We start from the raw sequence: 16,543 nt of genomic DNA on the forward strand, positions 1-16,543 counted from the left end.
TGGTCTTGGCCCACACGCCGCGGGTGCTGCTGTGGACGTTGCGCTGGTCGGTCACAGGGTTCTTGCGTGTGCGAGTGCGGCGGCCCGGTCGAGGTAGAGCAGCGGCAACCGCGGGTCGCGCTGTACGTCGTTCCAGCTGGCGATGGTGTCGACCTGGAAGTCCCGCCGGATCGCCTCCAACAGGAGGATGCATGCGTCGTCGGCCTCGCTGAGGCTGCCGGCCGAACGCTGGATGACTCCGATCAAACAGGCGGCGCCCTGCTCGTCGCGCAGCTGGCCGGTACACCAGCCGCCGGCCTCGAGTCGGACGCGCGCCCGGTGCAGGGTGGCGGCGACGGGTGTCGGGTATGGGCAGGGCGCCGCGGTCGGGGTGAGCGGCAGCGGCGCGACGATCTCAGGGATCGGGTCGGCGGCAGGGATGTGGGCGGTGTCGACTTCGAAGGACAGGTTGGCCAGGGCCAACCGGGCGTCCATGACCAGGCCCACCTCGACCAGCCGCGTGTCCAGGTCGAGTTCGACCGGGGCAGCGACTTTCGTGGCCGTGGTGGGCGTGGTCATCAGGCGGCAGCCTTGACCGGTGCACCGCGGCCTTGACATTCACCGCAGACGACGATGAGTTGCTGACCACCGAAGGCGCTGTAGATCTTTCCGTCGCCGGAGCACTGCCAGCATTTGCCTGCAGCAATGGCTTTGGCGACGGGCATGGCCTTGTTCTGCTTGATCCATTCCTCGTCGGTCTTGCCGGAGTCCGCGACGACCTTCGACACCGGGGGCGGCATCTGAGGTGCGGCCTGTTCGGGCGCCGCTTGGGCGGTCTGCGCGTACCAGGCGCCGCCGACGGTGGTCCCGCCGTGCTTCTGCCGCTCGTGGGTGCGCAGCGCCTTGGTGGCCGTCCGCGCGTCGCGGTAGCGGGGCTTCTCCTTCTTGCCGCAGGGGCAGGCCCAGCCGACGAGACCGGTGTTCCTGTCGGCGCCGAACCGGCTGGCCTTCCAGACCTCAAGGCGTGAGGCGCGCTCCTTGGTGGGCTTGGCGGGGCACGGCTTCGATCCGGTGAACGACCCGTCCTTGCCTTTGGTGAAGATCTGCCCGTTGCCCTTGCAGACGGTGCAGCCCTTGTGGGTGGCACGGAGGATGGCGGCGTCCTTGCGGGACTGGACGGTATCGGGGCGGATGTCGATACGGGAGACGGCGAAGAGCACCATGCGGGCGCCGATCTGCTGGTGCAGCGGGCCGGTACGCGGGACCTTGACGCGGCTGGCCGGGTGCTTGCGGGCGGCGGGCTTGCGGCGCTTCGCCGGGGTAGTCCGGCGGGCCGGCTGGCGCTTCGGGGGCATGATCGGGGCTCCTCGGACGTTGGTCGGTATGTGATGGTTTGAGAGGTGCTCGACTGCTGCTCGCGGGTGCTCCGTTGCAGGTCACAGCCGCTCGGAGTGCTGCTCGCGGGGTGCTCGGCATTTCGGCGAGCAGTTCGCCGAGCACCTGGTCGAGCGGCTGTGACCTGCGGTCGAGCAGTGCCGAGCACCCCGCGAGCAGTGCACATATCAGGTCAGAACGGTCAAGGCTTCGAGCTTGTAGCCGCGAGGGTTCTTCATGCCGTCGATGTCGCCGATCGGCACCGGGGAGCCGACACCGACGTCCTTCATCAGCTTCCGCAACTCGGCCGCCGTGAGGTCGCCGTAGGTCTCCTCGTTGAGTACGGCGAGGGCTTCCGCGAGGGGCTCGGGGCGGATGCGCTCCACGCCCGAGTCGGCCATGACCTCGATGGCATCGAAGACGATCTGCCGGTCGCCCGGGATCCGCTTCTCCCCCGCCCCGCCATCCATAAGGTGAAGCAGGCCGGCAGCTGCGAGGGTGTCGCGGTCGAACCACGGACGGCCCGCCTCGATGCGATCGGCGACGGCCCGCTTGATCGCCTCGTTGCTGTGCTCGTTCCAGCCGTAGAGCAGCGGCCGGTCGAGGCCAGGCCCCTTGATGTAGGACTGGCCCGCATCGTTCTTGAGATGCTTGTTCTGGGCAGGCACGAGCCGGTCGGGCCGGTAGCCGGCGGCGATCGCGCCGCGGCCGAGAACGAGCGGGATGTCGTCGTGCCGGGACGCCAGCATGACGCTCAGGGTGAAGGTGTCGGCAATGGCGTCGCCCATGCTGCTGCTGGTGGCGTCCTGCCCGGCGGCGACGACGTAGATCCCGGACTGCTTGCCAATGCGCTGCAGCTCGATGAACTTCTCCTTGGCCTTCTGGCTGAGGAAGATGAACTCGTCGACGAGAGCGAAGATCGCCGGGCGTTCCTTGGTGGCCACCCACGTGTCACCCATGCCCAGCCGGTTACGGACGACGTTCCGGCCGCCGGCCATCTTCACCAGGTGGTCAAGCCACTGCTCGCACGCCTTGCTTCCACGGATCGGCGGTACGGCCATGGCGCCGTCGAACTCACGCAGACCGTCCTTGACCGGGTCCATTTCGATGGCGATGGCGTTGTGGCATGCAGTGATGACCTCGGCCAGGTCGCGGAGCACGCCGGTGGACTTGGCGGAGCCGGACACGCCGATAACGAGGATCCGCTGTCCTTCGAGGACGATATCGAGCGGCGATCCGTCCATGCAGCGGCCGAAGTTGTGCGAGTCGGCGATGTCGATGCTGTTCGGGGCGTGGATGGCCGGGCGGGGCATGTTTTCGAACGGGTTGGCGGTGACGAGACGCAGCACGATGTGGGAGGCGTCCTGCGGGTCGGGGTCGATGAGGGTTCCGCCATGCTTGATCCCGAAGTGCGTGTCCAGCTGCTCGGTCGCCGCGCTCACCCTGCCGGGCGTCGAGCCCTTGAGGATGACGTCGATCTCCCAGCCCCAGCCTCGGTAGCCGAGCGCGCGCACCGCGCGGGTGCCGACACCTTCCCAGGCGAGCGCCCGCGAGACGCAGTCCCCAATCTGCCCGGGGGACTGGGCCAGCGCGAGCGGGAACGGCTCGTCCGAGTTGGGATCATCCTGGTCGGCGATCATCATCTGGGGTGCAAGCTCGGGCCGGTTGGTCCGGTAGCGGCCGTACAGGGTGACGGCCGCGGCGGCGACCGCCACGGTCAAGGTGGGCGGGATCTTCCAGGACCAGTCGACGGCGGTCATGCCGCCGAATTTCACGAGCGCCCACCAGCCGGCCAGGTTCAGCCCGGCGACGGCGCCCGATGCCCAGCCGAGGAACCGCCAGCGGGAGTGCCGCTCCAGTTTGACCTTGTTCCAGTCGGAGGCCTTCGACATACCGCCGAGGGTTTCCTGGAGGTCGTGGGTGCGGACGTAGCGCCAGCCGAGGAAGCCGACCGCGCGGGCGCCGGTGAAGAACCAGCGGGCGGTGAGCCCGCACGCCCGCCCGGTTGTCGCGGCGACGACCATGGCGGCCGATCCTGCGGTGCGCAGGGCGGGCAGGCGCGGCTCGTAGGGGACGACGATGCCGGGCGCAATGTCCTCACCGGACAGGTCGTCGGGCACGTACAGCTCGCCCGGGACGACCTTCGTCAGGTCCCAGTCGGCGGGGAACTCGGGGTTCGCATCGAGGCTCATGACGGGTCCTTCTGGCGGGCGTTCGCCTCGCGCTTTGCGTCGGCGGCGAGGGCTCGGGCGGCAGGGTGGAACTTGGGCGTGTCGTTGCGTCGGCGGCGGGGCGGAACCGGCTTGTACGAGGACGTCTTCCGAGGCGCGTTCACTTGGATCGCACGCTGCGCGTTCGTGGTCTTGCTGAGGGTGTTCACGGGGGTGCCGGTGAGGGCCGATTCGACGCGCTTCTCGGCGGTACGGCGGGCAGTGATGGACTCGATGGACTCGCCCGGGTCGCAGCCCTTGATGTTGCGGTAGGCGCGCGGCCACACGGCCGGATCGTCGGGCGCCTTACCGAGCGCGGCACCGATCTTCACGGCCTCATCCCACACGTCCTCGAACACGGTCTGCCGTGTCTCGCGCAACTCCTGCCGAGCCTCCTCGGCGGCCTTGTCAGCGGCTTCCTTCTCGAAGCGCTGCGCCTTCTCCTCAAGCTTCTTCACGGCCTCGGCCCTGGCCTCATCCCGCTTCTTCGTCTTGCGCTCCCGGCGGGTGAGGACACCGTCGCGGCGGCGGATCCGGCCGTGCTCGTGGAGGTCCCACACGCCGGGGCCTGCGAGCGAAGCAAATGCTGTGCCGACCGCCGTCGCCGGGTCGAAGTGAGAGAGACCGTGCGACAGGTTCACCGCGGCGGCGACGAATGCCAGCAGCCAGGCGATGAGCCGGTAGTGCCAGTGCGGCCGGTGATCGTCGACCGCAGCGGCAGCACCGCGGAGTACGACCCAGGCGCCGCCTTCCAGCATCACGGGGGCGGCAAGCAGCCATCGGGCGTGCGGGTTGTAGAACGCGGACATCTGTACGGGCAGTGCCACGATGGCGCAGGCGATCGCGAATCCGAGGGCCGCGTTCCGCCACGACTTGGCGGACTTCCCTCGCCTCTTGTCCTGTGCGGCGGCGGAGACCTGTTCGGCTTCGTCCTGTTCGCGCGCCTTCTCGCGAGCCCGGTCGGACTCGTCGCGCTTGAGGTTGGACGCGGCGATGCGCGCCTCGGACGCGGCGTCCTCCTCGCGGGCCTGACGTTCCTGCTTGTCGTTGCCGAGCTTCATCCGCCTGGCGGATTCCACGGCCTTGGTGCGGATCGCGTCGGCTTCCGCCTCGGCGATGAGCCGCGCCTGCTCAACCTCGGCTTCGCTGCGGGCGCGGATCGCGGCGGCCTCCGCGGCGGCGACCAGGTCGATCTTCGGCTCGGCGTCGGGTGCCGGTTCGGGCTGGGGGGTGCGCTGTTCCTCGGGGGGTGTGGCGATACGCCAGTCCGCGAACTGCACGGTGCGCGGCCTGGTGCTGCCGTTGGCCTTGGGCGGGCTGGCGGTCATGACGTTCGGTCCTTTCGGGTCAGCCGCGGGTGCGGCGGTCGATGACGGCGGCAGTGGCGAAGTACACGCCGAGGGCGACGGTGAGGGACATCAGGGCCGCGACCGGCCGGGCGATGCCGAGGGCGGTGAGGCCGAGTAGGGCGCCGAGGACGACGGCCACGGCGGGGATCAGGAGGGTGAAGGACTCGCGCACCGTGTAGCGGCGGTTGAGGTAGTCGAGGATCCGCACGTCAGTCCCCTCGGTTGCGTCGGGTGGTGGTCTTGCGCCAGCCGAAGCCGCCGGGAAGGTTCATCGACGTGGTGCGGCGGCCGGTGGAACTGCGCGTGTGCTTCGGCCCGTTGCGGAACCCGGTCGTCACCGACCAGGAACGCCGGTTGATGTTGAGGCGGACCCCGGGCAGGATCCGGAAGCTCTTGCGGAACGTGATCGGCATCAGAACTCCCCGCTCGTGAACGCGTTGATCTCCCGGGTCTCGGCTGCGACGTAGAACAGGACTGCCTCGACGTCCTCCGGCCGCATCCAGCCCACGATCTGGCCGATCGCGGCGCCGATCTGACCCGCACTGTGATTGAGGGCGTTGCCGACACGAACGGCAGACACGACCTGGTCGGCGGTCTCGGCTAGGTCCAGCGGCATCGGCGCGAAAGCCTCAGCGGTGCCCTCGGCGCCGCCGTAGTCCGGTCCCGCCGCGCGGTGGGAGCGCGTCCGGTACGGGTGCAGCAGCCGCCACACCTCGGGCTCGTAGTCGAACGCGATCGACCAGCCTTCACTGACCGGCAGTTCCTGTTCGGCAGCCATACGCACGGCGTCGGCCGGGTCGTCGGCGCGGACCAGCTGGGTATAGACGCCGTTCGGGCGCGTCGGCCAGGTCACCGACCATCGGGGCTTGCGGAACATGCGGTGCTCCTCTCTAGGCGGGCGCGCTGGTGCGCGCCTTGTGGAATTCGCGGATGAACTCGTCGGTCAACCCGGAGCCGACAGCCGCCCCAACCGGGCCGATCCCGGTCACCGACGCGGCCCACAGCTCCAGCCAGGCGGCCCGGGTCGCCACGTAGTTGAGGACCGGTCGGGCGGCACGCAGCGGGAACACGACCGCCCCGAGCCCGACCATCACCGCCAGGGCGAGGAGCCGCACCGTCCACCGGCCCGCCCAAGCGGCGGCACGGGCCAGCCGGCCAGGCTTCGCAGTGATCAGATAGGCGTGCACGATGGGCTCCTCTCAGGGGTGGGGTCAGCGGGAGTAGCGGACCTGGATGTTGTCGGTGTCGACCTTCTCGCCGGGCTTGACGGTCTTGCCGAGCTGGGTGGCGGCGTCGGCGCGGGCCCTGTCGTGCGTGTACATGGGGCTGGACTGCTCGACGGTGCCGGTGACTTCGCGGGTGGCGCCGTCGCGGCCGGTGACCTTCGCGACGATGTTGAACTTCGGCATGCGGTTCTCCTCGGATGGGCGTTGGAGGGCTGATGCGACTCCCCTCAACCGGGACCGTGCGAGACGGTCCCGGCGGGCAACCGTCAGGCCTTGCGCAGCTGGTCGTCGGTGAACGTCGGCAGGCCGAGCGCCAGGTCGACCTGCGGATCACGAAGGCCGTCGACCTCCACCCGCCCGTCGCCCGTCGGCCACGCCTCGCCGGTCCGACCGACCAGACCGGGCGCATCCGGGCTGGACACGACGGTCACCTGGTCGCGCTTCTTGATCGTCATTGCTTCTCCTTCAGGGATGCGGGTGTGGGTTGGTCCTAACTGCGACGGCTTGCCTCGTTGCGCATCCACTGCTGCAGGTCCTGCGACTGCTGGACGGCTTCCGGTCGCACGCCTCCGTCGCCCGCCATCTCCTGCTCCCGGGCGAGGTCCGAGCTGATGCGCTGGGCCGCCTCGCGCAGCTGGTCGGCGCTGTGGTTGCTGTAGTCGCGGTTCGTGTGGTGGGTGCTCATTTGTTCCTCCTGGGTTGATTGCGCATTGGTTGGTTGTTGGTCTGTTCAGCGCTGTACAACTGGGCGACGGATGTCGCGGTGCTGGACGGTCACGGCGTGGCCGCGGCGCCGGAGTCGGCGGGCGAGCTTCTCGGCGACGACCACGGAGCGGTGCCTGCCGCCTGCGCAGCCGGAGCCGATGACGATCCGGTCGACGGACGGGCCGGACGCGTAGGCGGCGACCTGCCGGACGGTGGCCCGCAGCAGGGCGCGAACCCCGCCAGTACGGAGTACGGCCCGCCGAACGGGCCGGTCGCGGCCGGTCAACTGCCGCAGCGCCGGGTCGACGTGCGGGTCACGGAACGCCCGCCGCAGATCGAGGACAACGTCGGCTTCCGGCGCCTCGGCGTGCAGGTAGCCGAAGGACACGATCTCCACGACGGCCATCACGCGGCAGCCGACTGGTGAGTGATGGCGGTCTCGAGCGCGGTCCACAGCCGGTCGTTGCGGTCGTACTCGGGATCGATCACGGTGACCTGCCAGGCATCCACGACCGCGTCGAGCGCGACCGGGCCGAGCCCCTGCCAGATGAACCGCAGGTCGCAGGGCGACAACTCGGCGCCGAACCAGGTACACGGCTGGCCGCCGCGCCACGTCACCGCAGTCCCGTGCGACCACAGGCCAAGGTCGGGGTGGTGGAGCATCACGAGCAGTCCGGCAGACTCGCCGGCCTTGCGGATGCGGGCCAGTAGCCGCTCGTCGGCGACGAAACCGGTCACCGCCGCGGACTGCCGCCACCACGCCCCGTCGAATCCGATCCCCTCGCGGCCGGGCTGCGACTGCTCGGTGACGAATCCGGCACGGTTCACGGCGGCGAGAGTCGGGATCAGGTCCGTCGTCTCGTCGTCGGGCCCGCATCCAACGGCATAGCCGGGCCACGAGGACAGATCGCCCTCCAGCCAGCGGGCCACCAACTCGCCCAGCTCGGCGACCGTCTCGGCCTGCGCCCACTGCTTCCGGTCGGCGCGCGCCTTCCGCCAGCGGCCGAACATCACGCGGCGGCCGGGTAGTCGAAGCCGTCCAGCTCGGCGAGAAGCTGCGAGTCGGCGGCGAGACGGATCTGCCGCATGCGGGCCAGATCACCTGACCCGCGGGCCTTGGCGTACTCGCCGAACAAGTCGCTGATGCTCAAGACGGTCGCCTCGGCCACGGTCGTGTTGGCGCGGGCCCGACGGCCGATCTCGGTAGCGGCAAAGTCGGCGGAGAACAGGAACGGAGACATGGGGGTGCCTTTCACGTGGATCAACGGAATGGGAGAGGTAGTGCAGAGGTGGGGCACCGCGACGCGAGACGGGGGGGTTGGTGTCCGCGCCGCGGCGGTTCTTGGGGTTAGCGCTGCTGCTGGGCGAGGAGCTGTCGTGCAGCCTCGGCGGCCAGCGCGGCGGCCGTGGCTTCGGCAATACGCTGCTGAGCGAGAGCGTCAGCGGCTTCCTGCTCGGTCATGACGTCACCGCCGGCCACGGCCGTGCCGTGCATGCGCCGGCGTGCTGGATGGCCCACGCCTCAACCTGGGCGACACGGTCGGTGTCCCCGCGGTGGGCGTACCGGCTACCGCTGCAGCCCGAACACAATGCGATCCGGAGCGGGCTGCCGAGCGAATCATCGTCGCGGACCGAAACTGGGGCACCAGCAGCAGTCGTGAGGGCGGCCATCACTGCTCCCCCGTCTTCACGACGAGGAACCGGTCGCTGTCGATGTCCTGGACGACCGTGGCCGGGATGCCCTGGTCGCGGAACTGCTGCGCCTGCTCCTCCGCCGGCCACGAACCGCGCGGATGCCCGGCCTCGGTGGAGGCGAGAACCTCGCGGGCGGTCACGACGCCACCTCGATCAGGTCGAGGCGGCCGACATCGGCGAGCTGGCAGCGGCACATCGTCATCTCGTCGCGGACGTACTCGCAGCCCTCGTAGTCGCCGTGCGCGGCGAGCTGCTGGTAGTGGGTGGCGGCGGCCTGGTAGCGGGCCAGAGCCTCGACGGCGGCCGGCGGGAGCGGAGCGGTGGTACGGGCGATGCTGGTGCGCTCGGGCGCACCGGTAAGCTGCGTTCCAGCCATCAGGGTCTCCTTACAGAACCTGTGTGGTCAGGCCTCGTCGCGGTGTGTGGAAGCCCGTGACGGGGCCGTTCTGCATTCCAAGGCGAAGGCGGTGGAAGACGCCTTGCCCTGGTGGCACTCCACCAACATAGACCGTCCTATGGACCGGTGGCAATCCACCGTGCGAAGATTTCGCCATGCCCCATGGAGTCCACAGAAACAGCGCGCGCACATTCCGGCCCGACCCTGAGCTGTACGCCCGGGCGCAGACCGGCGTGGCCTCGGTGGGCTCCGACATGAACACGTACATCTGCGCGTTCTTGAGCTGGCTCGTCCACGACACGGACGAGCTGCCGACGCGGCCGGCGCCACAGCCTGCCGAGAAGTCGGCGTAGCGGACTGTCATCGCAGACCGCGCGGGGAGGGAGTTGCTCATGCCGTCGAGTCAACGCGCACCGCAACGTCACCTCCATGCGGTCGGCCGCAGCCCGCATGAAGTGATCATGCAGCCACCTTGCAGTGATCATGCAGTGCCAGTGCAGAAGACCCCACGCGAACGGCCAGGGGGCCGATAGTGGACGACCAGTGGACCGGCCGAACGGCAAGCCGGCTACAGGAAGCATTCCAAAAGACGCACGAAGAATTCGCGGAGTATCTAGGCGTCTCAGTAAGGACCATTGCGGCATGGCGCGCCCACCCCGAAATGGTTCCCCAGCTGGAGACTCAGCGGATCCTTACGACGGCATTCGAGAGGGCAGGTGATGCGGTGCGCCGGAAGTTCATCCATCTATCGCGCGTAGCAGCCGGGCAAGTCGAAGCCCAGGCGCTGCGCGTGGCCATCGCGGTGGTACGCCGCGGCGGCGAAGTGCTCCTCGTCTGCAGGCAGGACGGCACCGACATCACCTGGCAGTTCCCGGCTGGCATCGTCAAACCGGGCGGGTCTGCGCAGAAGGTTGCGGTGCGGGAGACGCTGGACGAGACGGGCGTGCATTGCATGGTCCGCGAGCACTTGGGTGAACGGCTTCATCCTTTGACGCGCGCCTACTGCGATTACTTCATCTGCGATTACGTGCACGGCGAGGCGGTCAACGGAGATTCCTCCGAGAACGTCGCCGTGGCGTGGGCTCCAGTGAAGGAGCTCGCCCGCTACATCCCCGAAGACCGCATCTACCCGCCGATCCTGGAAGCCTTGGAGGCCACCGTATGACGACCGACGCCAGCACTGAGAAGAAGACCGAGAAGCCTCCGGTGTCGGTCGCCATCATTGTCGACCAAGGCAAAGTGCTGATGGCGCGTCGGCGGGCGGCCGAGGGTGAGATCTCCTGGGTGTTCCCCGGCGGCGCCATCGAGACTGGGGAGAGCCCGGAAGAGGCCGCGGTCCGCGAGGTCGCCGAGGAGACCGGGCTGAAGGTCGAGGCGGCGAAGGTTCTCGGGGATCGTGTCCACCCGAAGTCTGGGGTGCCGATGCACTACGTCGCGGTCAGGCTCGTCGACGGTGAGGCCACGGTCGCCGACGACGAGGAGCTCGACGCGGTCGCCTGGATCACGCATGCGGAGATCGCCGACTACGTGCCCTACGGCCTGTTCGGCCCGGTGCAGGAGTACCTCGACGGGGTCCTGCCGCACTGAGCGAAAGACGTCAAGCGGGTCCGGCCAAACGCAGCCGAATTCCAACCGCTGCTGGACCGATCCCGCCGCGCCGGAAACCCTGGCACCCCCACAAGCGAACGGCCGAGGTGCGTCAACACCCCGGCCGGTTCGACCAGCGGATGTCCGTCCGCTGATCTTCAAGCTCGCCTCGTCAAAAGGAGCCCACGTGAATGCTACTGCCTTAGCGCCCGCCGCACGATGCACAATCACCGCCGCCCGCCTGTTGGCTGCGCCACTCGACCAGCTGCTCGCCGAGACGGGCGCCGAGCTGGTCGAGTCGTCGATCACCGAGCGCGGTTTCAGCGGCTACGCGCTGCGGGAGAGCGGCCGGCTGCTGCTGGCAATGCGCCGCGGCCAGCCGATGGTGGAGCGGGACTGCATCGCCCGCGCACTGCTGGGCGACATGCTCGGCGTGCCGCTGCCGCCGCTGCCGGAGCCGTACCAGCTCACGACGCTGTAGCCGCACAGCGAAGCGCCCCCGTAGCCGAGTTGGCTGCAGGGGCGTTGTCGTCTCCGGGGGCCTCTGCCCCGCTGCGGCGTTGATCCCGTCGGGCGCGGCGTGTTGCGGGAGGGTCCAGTTGCCTGGTCTCGGCCTGATCCCGGCAGACGGCGCGGGGCGGCGGCCGTCACCGCCGGGTGTCGGCGGAGGCTCCGCCGGATCGTGCCGTCCCGCTGGTCGTCCGGCTTGTGCCGACAGGTTCTCGGGTGCCCGGGTTTCCCAGGGCAGACGGACGTCCCACGGCCAGGATGCCACGGCTACAGCGATCGCGTGCTGCCGACCATTGGCCCGGGGATGGAGTCGGCCCACTTGAGGCAGTAGGCGTGCTGGCCGATGACGACGGCGACGCCGATGATGAATCCGAAGGAGCGGTTCCACATGGCCCTTGGCGCGCCAGGGGCGACGCGGTATCGGTAGGCGCGGAGCCGGTGCCACTTTTTGCGGTCGGCGGGTGTGAACGGGTCTCGTGCGGCCATGGTCAGTTCTCCTTCGTGGTGTCGGTTGCTTCGGGTGCGGGCTGTTCGGTGACGGGCCACGGGTACGGGAGTGGCCCGCTGAACATGGCGGTGATCTTCTCGTACAGGCCGGGCTCGTCGGCGGCGAGTTGCCTCCCGCAGCGTGCGCCCTTCAGCCATGCACGGACGTCGGCGGTGGTGATGGGTCGTTGTTCCCGGTCGAAGATGTCGCACCATTCGCCGACGTATGCGAGAGCGTCCTCAGCTTGGTACAGCTGGGTGCCGAGTTCGTCGGCGAGGTCGCGGGCTTCCTCAGCGGTCAGCTCAGGGTCGTCGGTCGCTTGGGTCGCTTCGGCCGGCGCGGGCTCACCGAGGACGGCGAGGCGCTGTTGTTCGCAGGCGTCTTCCTCCTCGATCGTCTGGTGCGGGAGTTCGCAGATCTTTGGGGTGACGGGCTCGACGTCGAGCTGGCGGCGGAGTTCGGGATCGGTGGTCGGCTGGCCGGTCATGCGGCGGATCTCGACAGGGGTCGGGCCGTGGCGTTCCCCGAACGGGAACTTCGGCCACGCGTTCGGGTCGGCCATGAAGGCGTGGGCCCAGTTTTGTTCGTAGTCGCATCCGGTGACGTAGCAGTGCCAGCCGTTCGTCGTGGCTTGGAGGATCGCCTTAGGGTGCGCGGGGTGTTCATAGCCGCAGGTGAAGGGGTGCATGCCGCCCTCCCGTTGGAAGCGGTTCAGGGCGGCCACCTGCTCCGGCGTCCACGGGGCGCGGATCTTGTCGGTCATGCTGCTGCTCCTCGCTGCTGGCTGGTGAGTTCGGCGATCTGCTGTTCGAGCCGCTGGATCTCCGTGTCGGCGGCTTCCCGGTGGCGTTCGAGTGCGCGGGTGGTGTCGGCGAGGGACTGCCGGGTCTTGTCGGCGTTCTGCCGTTCGGCCCGCACGTAGTCGGCGAGGAGCGCGGCTTCGGGGATGGTGAGGGCGACGCCTCGGAGGGCGCGCCCAATCAGGTTGTCGATGGCGGCCTGGCGGTCGGCGCGGTCGTGCCGGTTGGGCTTGGGGGCACGGACGGTGGGCTTCACAGGTACTCCCCCATGATCGTCGCGTCGGTGATGTTGCCGAGCTGGTCGTCGTCGATCTGCCCGTGCAGGTTGGGGTGTTGTAGCTGGTCGGCGAGAGCAACGAGGTCGCTGATGTGGCCGCAGACGTCGGCCCAGACGGGGTCGTCGGTCACGGCTGGTCCCCGTCTCGCTGCTGCCGGCGGGCGAGCATCCGGTCGCGTTTCGCCATTTCCCGCAGGGCGCGTTCGATGACGACGGCCCGGACTTGTCCGGCGTAGTCGGTGGCGAGGATCCCTTCGGACTGGCGGGTCAGGAGCTGGCGGGCGGCCGGACGGTGCTGCGGGCTCACGGCTGGCCGCCGTTGATGGCGCGGGCCACGGCGAGGGCGTGCGGGTCGGGACCGATCTGCTTGGCGTCCTCGGCGGCGGACTCCAGCCACTTGGCGAGCAGCGCGCCGACGCCGGGGTGCATGGCTCCGATGTAGTGGGCGTCGTCCTGGTGACGCTCACCGCTGCTGATCGTTTCGGTGACGTAGTAGCCGATGCTGTCCGCCCACAGGCTGGCGTTGATCTCGCCGTGCTGGTGGTGGTCAACGACGCCTTCCCACGGGCCGGGCGTCGCGTCGGCTGCGAGGTTGCGTAGCTTCTCGGCTGCGGTGCGCAATTCGTCAGCGGGCGTGGTCATGCGGCTTCCTCGATGTCGTAGGTGTAGGGCTCGGTGTGGGCCCAGGAGGGCACGGGGCGCCGTTTGGGCGCGGGTTGGACCTCGGGGGCCGGGACGGGCTGCGAGGGCGGGAGACGGCGACTGAGACGGCTTCGTGCCGCCTTCACGCCGGGCCCGACGCACATGGCGAGCGTGCACAGCACGATCGCGGCGAGCCCGGCAGCGATCTGGACCGCCGCCTTGGCCCCGTCGATGATCGCGACGAACGCGGACGCAGCATCGTGGACGATCACAGGCGGGGCTCCTGCGGGATCAGAACGTCCACGCCGCAGTCCGGGTAGGTGCAGATCCCGCCGTCGGGCAGATCGTCGGAAGTGACGGGGGTGCAATCGACCGCTCGTGCGGCGGGCGGCGGTACGTGCTCCAGGCAGCGGAGCATCTGGGCGGAGAGGGAACGCCAGGCGACGATGCGGTCCGTCTGGGTGTCGGCTGGTTCGGCGGGCTGCACCACAACAGCGGGCTCCTGGTGCGCGCCGCAGTGGTGCTTGCAGCCCTCGCAGGGACAGCGGCACGGGGTCGGTCCGTCCAACTCGCGGCCGGGGCAGGAGGCGATCGCGGCGGCGACGTCGCTCGGGCATCCGCAGCCCCAGTTGTGGGACTCCGGGGTCGGGCAAGTCTCGGGCTTGGGTGTCTCGCCAGCCACACGGCGCAGCTCGGCACGGCGCAGCGAGTCGAGCGCGGCCTGATCCTCTTCGGTGAACCCGTCCTCCGACCAGATCTTTTCCTGGGCCTGGTCGAGGGCGTAGGTCAGCATCGTGCGCTCGGCCTCGGATAGTGCGGCGGTTTGGTTGGTGGTCGCGGGGAGGACGGCGGCAAGGCGCCGCTGCTCGCACTCGTCCTCGTCCTTGATCGTCTCGTGGGGAAGCTCGCAGATCGTCACGCCGGCCCGGTTGGCGAGTTCGGGGAGGACGGCCAACACCGCGTCGGCGCCCTCAAGGAAGGTGGACTTGCTCCAGTCGCCGAGCCATTCGCGGATGGCGTTGGCGATGCGGTCGCGGAGGTCGGCCTGGTCTGCGGGCGGCACGACGACAGACACGGCGTCTGGGTCGTGGAGCCGCGCTTCCTCGGCCAGCCACGCGGGCCAGCCGTCCGGGCCGTTCTTGAAGTGCACGTTCACCGTGCGCTCCGGCTGCTCGCGCTTCCCGAACCGGGTCCAGATGCCGGTCACGGCCGCGTGCACGTAGGCGGGCCTGTCCTTCAAAGCTGCGTGATAGTTGAGTTCGATCAGGGTCGGGGCGACGCCGACACCGGGGGCGTAGCTGCCATCCATCTCGGACTCGTCGAGGATCGGGGCGCCGGTGATGCCGTAGCGGATCTTCGTGCAGTACGGGGTGCGGGTCTGTTCGGTCATGGCGATCTCCAGGGGTGGGGGTGGGGCTGCTACACGACAGCCCCACGGGCAGGCAGGTCAGGCGGAAGCGGCCCATGCGGTGAGGGCGGCGAAGTCGGGCTCCAGCAGGCCAGCGCGCGGGCTCACCCAGTGCAGGAGCGCCGGGCCGTCGTGGTGCTCGGCGACGTACTCGCGGTCGACGTCGTCGAAGTCGTCGTCGATCCACGCGAACGGGCGGCCCTGTGCCCACTCGACGACGTACTCGGTCTTCCAGAACGTCGGGGCGTGCGGCGCCCGTCGTCGGGCAGCGCCCTCGGGCCAGTCGACGACGGGCAGCTCGGGCAGTCCGATGTGCGGGGCGATCCACTCGTTGGCCTCGGCTGCCCACGTCGTGCACCACACGAGATCGAACGGCAGTGCTTGGAGGGCGGCGCCGTGGGTGGGGTTGAGCCAGACACGGAGCGGCTTCTGCCAGGGCTGCTCCCAGCCGGAGGGCCGCATGCGGTGGGTCTGGTAGCCCTCGGGGCGCCGGGAGGGCTTAGCGGCGTAGGGGTTGAGCGGGCCGTCGACATCGATGAGCAGCAGCGGGCGGTCGGGCATTGGGTCTCCTTGCGGTGAGAGATGCTGGGAGGCACGGCCCGCGCGGACTACGACTCCGCGCGGGCCGGCATGCGGGGCATGGCTACGCGTCAACAGCCGGCGGGGTCGGCTCCGGCCAGCCCAGGACCTCCCGGATCTCCCGCTGCGACAGCACCGCTTCGGAGACGAGCCGCTCGCCCTTCCACTGCTGCCCCTGCGCCATGAGGCCGGCCAGTCGCTCCAGCGGCCCGGTGCGCGGCTCGTCAGCGTCACGCCACTGCTGGGTGACAACGGGCCGCTGTTCGACCTCGGCCGCCTTGATCTCGCGGTCGTAGTTCCAGGGGTCGGTGTCGTCCTGGTGCTCGGTCAGGCCCTGGTCGTAGTAGACGCGGTAGGCCTTGCCGTCGTCGGGTGCGCGGAAGATCAGTTCGTTGACGGAGACCCAGCGGCGGGTGTCGACCTGTTCGCGGTGGAGGATCTCGGGCGCGTTGTCGGCCCACGCGTCGGGGAGGTCCCAGGCTTCGAGATGCTCGCGGGTGAAGATGCGGGTGGTCATGGTGCTGCTCCTTTGGTGGTTGTTGGTGGTGGTTGGGTGTCCGGTCACAGGCCGGACACGGGCGCGGGCCGGTCGGCGGCGCGTTCGGCGGCGGCCTTCCGGTTCCGTTCGAGTTGCGCCATGGCCGCGTCGTGCGGCAGCTGCCTGTACGCCGGGCACGGGCAGGTCTGGCCGAACGCGAAACAGGAGTGCGGCGCCGGGACGGTGTGGGCGATGTGGCTGTGCCCGCACTCGCAGAGCCGCGGGGTGCGCGGGGTGGCGATGCGCTCCAGCTCGGCGACGCGCTCGATCAGCCAGTCCACAGCCGGGGTGAGCGTGTCTCCCAGCGGGAACGGAACCTTGCGGTCCTCGCCGTGCGGGGAGAGCGATCCGCGCATGCTCAGCGCGTCGTTCTGGAGTGCGACGAGCCGGACACGACGCCGCTCCCGCTGCGCCTCCAGCTCGGCGACTTGGGCGCGGAGGCGGCGGATCTCGTCGGCCATCGCGTTAACGTCCTCCGGCGCGTGGGCGATGAACTCGCCGAGAGCGCGGTTGCCGATGCTCACCACGGCCGATTGCTCGTCGGGCTCGTCCGGTCCGCTGGCCGGGGTACGGACGACCCAGAGGTGGCCGGGGTATCCGTCGCCCTCCAGGTCATCGGACAGGGCCCACGGGCCGTCAGGGACGGCGTTCAGGCGGGTTTCGATGTCGTTGAGCTGCTGGTCGGTGAGCGGGGCGGGCAGGGTCATCGGGTGTCCTTTCGGCGGAATCGCGTGGTGGGGTGGTGTGGGCGCAGGTCAACGGGCGACAACGGGCGGCAGG

General features: G+C 69.6%; 32 protein-coding genes. 4 read left to right on the plus strand and 28 right to left on the minus strand.

What is annotated here, in order from left to right:
* Nucleotides 1-51 precede the first annotated feature (51 nt).
* From ACZ7M2_RS39990 to ACZ7M2_RS40070, 17 genes are all read right to left on the minus strand, one after another.
* Nucleotides 52-558, minus strand: a complete 507-nt coding sequence (locus ACZ7M2_RS39990) for a DUF6197 family protein (protein WP_471599488.1) — start codon at nucleotides 556-558, stop codon at nucleotides 52-54.
* Entirely contained in the window at nucleotides 558-1,334 is a 777-nt protein-coding gene (locus tag ACZ7M2_RS39995) for a hypothetical protein (RefSeq protein ID WP_471599489.1), read from the minus strand. Before ACZ7M2_RS39995 ends, ACZ7M2_RS39990 begins: the two co-directional genes overlap by 1 nt.
* Nucleotides 1,335-1,541: 207 nt before the next feature.
* Entirely contained in the window at nucleotides 1,542-3,545 is a 2,004-nt protein-coding gene (locus ACZ7M2_RS40000; protein WP_471599490.1) for a hypothetical protein, read from the minus strand.
* Nucleotides 3,542-4,891: a hypothetical protein gene (locus tag ACZ7M2_RS40005; protein ID WP_471599491.1), complete on the minus strand. Its 1,350-nt coding sequence runs from the start codon at nucleotides 4,889-4,891 to the stop codon at nucleotides 3,542-3,544. Before ACZ7M2_RS40005 ends, ACZ7M2_RS40000 begins: the two co-directional genes overlap by 4 nt.
* A 19-nt stretch (nucleotides 4,892-4,910) precedes the next feature.
* The gene (locus ACZ7M2_RS40010; protein ID WP_471599492.1) at nucleotides 4,911-5,120 is read right to left on the minus strand and encodes a hypothetical protein; all 210 of its coding nucleotides are present in this window, start codon (nucleotides 5,118-5,120) and stop codon (nucleotides 4,911-4,913) included.
* A 1-nt stretch (nucleotide 5,121) separates the two neighbouring features.
* Nucleotides 5,122-5,325 carry a DUF4236 domain-containing protein gene (locus tag ACZ7M2_RS40015; protein ID WP_471599493.1) on the minus strand — a complete coding sequence of 68 codons (204 nt, stop codon included), beginning with the start codon at nucleotides 5,323-5,325 and terminating at the stop codon, nucleotides 5,122-5,124.
* The gene (locus ACZ7M2_RS40020) at nucleotides 5,325-5,789 is read right to left on the minus strand and encodes a hypothetical protein (RefSeq protein ID WP_471599494.1); all 465 of its coding nucleotides are present in this window, start codon (nucleotides 5,787-5,789) and stop codon (nucleotides 5,325-5,327) included. The genes ACZ7M2_RS40015 and ACZ7M2_RS40020 overlap by 1 nt, the downstream gene beginning before the upstream one ends.
* Before the next feature lie 13 nt (nucleotides 5,790-5,802).
* Nucleotides 5,803-6,099 (minus strand): hypothetical protein, encoded by a 297-nt coding sequence (locus tag ACZ7M2_RS40025; protein ID WP_471599495.1) that lies wholly within the window; start codon nucleotides 6,097-6,099, stop codon nucleotides 5,803-5,805.
* A gap of 24 nt (nucleotides 6,100-6,123) precedes the next feature.
* A complete protein-coding gene (locus ACZ7M2_RS40030) occupies nucleotides 6,124-6,321 on the minus strand; it encodes a hypothetical protein (protein ID WP_471599496.1) in 198 nt (65 codons plus the stop codon).
* A gap of 83 nt (nucleotides 6,322-6,404) precedes the next feature.
* The gene (locus ACZ7M2_RS40035; RefSeq protein WP_471599497.1) at nucleotides 6,405-6,593 is read right to left on the minus strand and encodes a hypothetical protein; all 189 of its coding nucleotides are present in this window, start codon (nucleotides 6,591-6,593) and stop codon (nucleotides 6,405-6,407) included.
* Between the two features lie 35 nt (nucleotides 6,594-6,628).
* Nucleotides 6,629-6,823 carry a hypothetical protein gene (locus ACZ7M2_RS40040; RefSeq protein ID WP_471599498.1) on the minus strand — a complete coding sequence of 65 codons (195 nt, stop codon included), beginning with the start codon at nucleotides 6,821-6,823 and terminating at the stop codon, nucleotides 6,629-6,631.
* Nucleotides 6,824-6,868: 45 nt separating this feature from the next.
* On the minus strand, nucleotides 6,869-7,249 hold the full coding sequence (locus ACZ7M2_RS40045) for a RapZ C-terminal domain-containing protein (RefSeq protein WP_471599499.1): 381 nt from the start codon (nucleotides 7,247-7,249) through the stop codon (nucleotides 6,869-6,871).
* Nucleotides 7,249-7,854 carry a DUF6919 domain-containing protein gene (locus ACZ7M2_RS40050; protein ID WP_471599640.1) on the minus strand — a complete coding sequence of 202 codons (606 nt, stop codon included), beginning with the start codon at nucleotides 7,852-7,854 and terminating at the stop codon, nucleotides 7,249-7,251. Before ACZ7M2_RS40050 ends, ACZ7M2_RS40045 begins: the two co-directional genes overlap by 1 nt.
* Nucleotides 7,854-8,084: a hypothetical protein gene (locus ACZ7M2_RS40055; protein ID WP_471599500.1), complete on the minus strand. Its 231-nt coding sequence runs from the start codon at nucleotides 8,082-8,084 to the stop codon at nucleotides 7,854-7,856. Before ACZ7M2_RS40055 ends, ACZ7M2_RS40050 begins: the two co-directional genes overlap by 1 nt.
* 107 nt (nucleotides 8,085-8,191) lie before the next feature.
* Nucleotides 8,192-8,362 (minus strand): hypothetical protein, encoded by a 171-nt coding sequence (locus ACZ7M2_RS40060; RefSeq protein WP_471599501.1) that lies wholly within the window; start codon nucleotides 8,360-8,362, stop codon nucleotides 8,192-8,194.
* A gap of 151 nt (nucleotides 8,363-8,513) precedes the next feature.
* Entirely contained in the window at nucleotides 8,514-8,678 is a 165-nt protein-coding gene (locus ACZ7M2_RS40065) for a hypothetical protein (RefSeq protein WP_471599502.1), read from the minus strand.
* A complete protein-coding gene (locus ACZ7M2_RS40070) occupies nucleotides 8,675-8,914 on the minus strand; it encodes a hypothetical protein (protein WP_471599503.1) in 240 nt (79 codons plus the stop codon). Before ACZ7M2_RS40070 ends, ACZ7M2_RS40065 begins: the two co-directional genes overlap by 4 nt.
* Before the next feature lie 176 nt (nucleotides 8,915-9,090).
* Here ACZ7M2_RS40070 and ACZ7M2_RS40075 point away from each other — a divergent pair, with 176 nt between their 5' ends.
* From ACZ7M2_RS40075 to ACZ7M2_RS40090, 4 genes are all read left to right on the plus strand, one after another.
* A complete protein-coding gene (locus ACZ7M2_RS40075) occupies nucleotides 9,091-9,288 on the plus strand; it encodes a hypothetical protein (RefSeq protein ID WP_471599504.1) in 198 nt (65 codons plus the stop codon).
* Nucleotides 9,289-9,467: 179 nt separating this feature from the next.
* Entirely contained in the window at nucleotides 9,468-10,100 is a 633-nt protein-coding gene (locus ACZ7M2_RS40080; protein WP_471599505.1) for an NUDIX domain-containing protein, read from the plus strand.
* Nucleotides 10,097-10,522, plus strand: coding sequence for an NUDIX hydrolase (locus ACZ7M2_RS40085; protein WP_471599506.1), 426 nt, complete (start codon nucleotides 10,097-10,099; stop codon nucleotides 10,520-10,522). The genes ACZ7M2_RS40080 and ACZ7M2_RS40085 overlap by 4 nt, the downstream gene beginning before the upstream one ends.
* 187 nt (nucleotides 10,523-10,709) lie before the next feature.
* Complete coding sequence (locus ACZ7M2_RS40090; protein WP_471599507.1) at nucleotides 10,710-11,003, plus strand: hypothetical protein; 294 nt, start codon at nucleotides 10,710-10,712, stop codon at nucleotides 11,001-11,003.
* A gap of 296 nt (nucleotides 11,004-11,299) precedes the next feature.
* On the opposite strand, the gene ACZ7M2_RS40095 is transcribed toward ACZ7M2_RS40090, so the two are convergent.
* From ACZ7M2_RS40095 to ACZ7M2_RS40145, 11 genes are all read right to left on the minus strand, one after another.
* Nucleotides 11,300-11,518, minus strand: coding sequence for a hypothetical protein (locus tag ACZ7M2_RS40095; RefSeq protein WP_471599508.1), 219 nt, complete (start codon nucleotides 11,516-11,518; stop codon nucleotides 11,300-11,302).
* A gap of 2 nt (nucleotides 11,519-11,520) precedes the next feature.
* Entirely contained in the window at nucleotides 11,521-12,282 is a 762-nt protein-coding gene (locus ACZ7M2_RS40100; RefSeq protein ID WP_471599509.1) for a hypothetical protein, read from the minus strand.
* On the minus strand, nucleotides 12,279-12,575 hold the full coding sequence (locus tag ACZ7M2_RS40105; RefSeq protein WP_471599510.1) for a hypothetical protein: 297 nt from the start codon (nucleotides 12,573-12,575) through the stop codon (nucleotides 12,279-12,281). Before ACZ7M2_RS40105 ends, ACZ7M2_RS40100 begins: the two co-directional genes overlap by 4 nt.
* Nucleotides 12,572-12,727: a hypothetical protein gene (locus ACZ7M2_RS40110; RefSeq protein WP_471599511.1), complete on the minus strand. Its 156-nt coding sequence runs from the start codon at nucleotides 12,725-12,727 to the stop codon at nucleotides 12,572-12,574. Before ACZ7M2_RS40110 ends, ACZ7M2_RS40105 begins: the two co-directional genes overlap by 4 nt.
* A complete protein-coding gene (locus ACZ7M2_RS40115) occupies nucleotides 12,724-12,903 on the minus strand; it encodes a hypothetical protein (protein ID WP_471599512.1) in 180 nt (59 codons plus the stop codon). The genes ACZ7M2_RS40110 and ACZ7M2_RS40115 overlap by 4 nt, the downstream gene beginning before the upstream one ends.
* The gene (locus ACZ7M2_RS40120) at nucleotides 12,900-13,238 is read right to left on the minus strand and encodes a hypothetical protein (RefSeq protein WP_471599513.1); all 339 of its coding nucleotides are present in this window, start codon (nucleotides 13,236-13,238) and stop codon (nucleotides 12,900-12,902) included. Before ACZ7M2_RS40120 ends, ACZ7M2_RS40115 begins: the two co-directional genes overlap by 4 nt.
* A complete protein-coding gene (locus ACZ7M2_RS40125; protein ID WP_471599514.1) occupies nucleotides 13,235-13,510 on the minus strand; it encodes a hypothetical protein in 276 nt (91 codons plus the stop codon). Before ACZ7M2_RS40125 ends, ACZ7M2_RS40120 begins: the two co-directional genes overlap by 4 nt.
* Nucleotides 13,507-14,628 (minus strand): hypothetical protein, encoded by a 1,122-nt coding sequence (locus ACZ7M2_RS40130; protein ID WP_471599515.1) that lies wholly within the window; start codon nucleotides 14,626-14,628, stop codon nucleotides 13,507-13,509. The genes ACZ7M2_RS40125 and ACZ7M2_RS40130 overlap by 4 nt, the downstream gene beginning before the upstream one ends.
* A gap of 57 nt (nucleotides 14,629-14,685) precedes the next feature.
* Nucleotides 14,686-15,207 carry a hypothetical protein gene (locus ACZ7M2_RS40135; RefSeq protein WP_471599516.1) on the minus strand — a complete coding sequence of 174 codons (522 nt, stop codon included), beginning with the start codon at nucleotides 15,205-15,207 and terminating at the stop codon, nucleotides 14,686-14,688.
* 82 nt (nucleotides 15,208-15,289) lie between these two features.
* The gene (locus tag ACZ7M2_RS40140; RefSeq protein ID WP_471599517.1) at nucleotides 15,290-15,742 is read right to left on the minus strand and encodes a hypothetical protein; all 453 of its coding nucleotides are present in this window, start codon (nucleotides 15,740-15,742) and stop codon (nucleotides 15,290-15,292) included.
* 44 nt (nucleotides 15,743-15,786) lie between these two features.
* Nucleotides 15,787-16,470 carry a hypothetical protein gene (locus ACZ7M2_RS40145; protein ID WP_471599518.1) on the minus strand — a complete coding sequence of 228 codons (684 nt, stop codon included), beginning with the start codon at nucleotides 16,468-16,470 and terminating at the stop codon, nucleotides 15,787-15,789.
* Nucleotides 16,471-16,543: the final 73 nt, after the last annotated feature.

This window comes from Streptomyces sp. NPDC111507 (assembly GCF_055638955.1).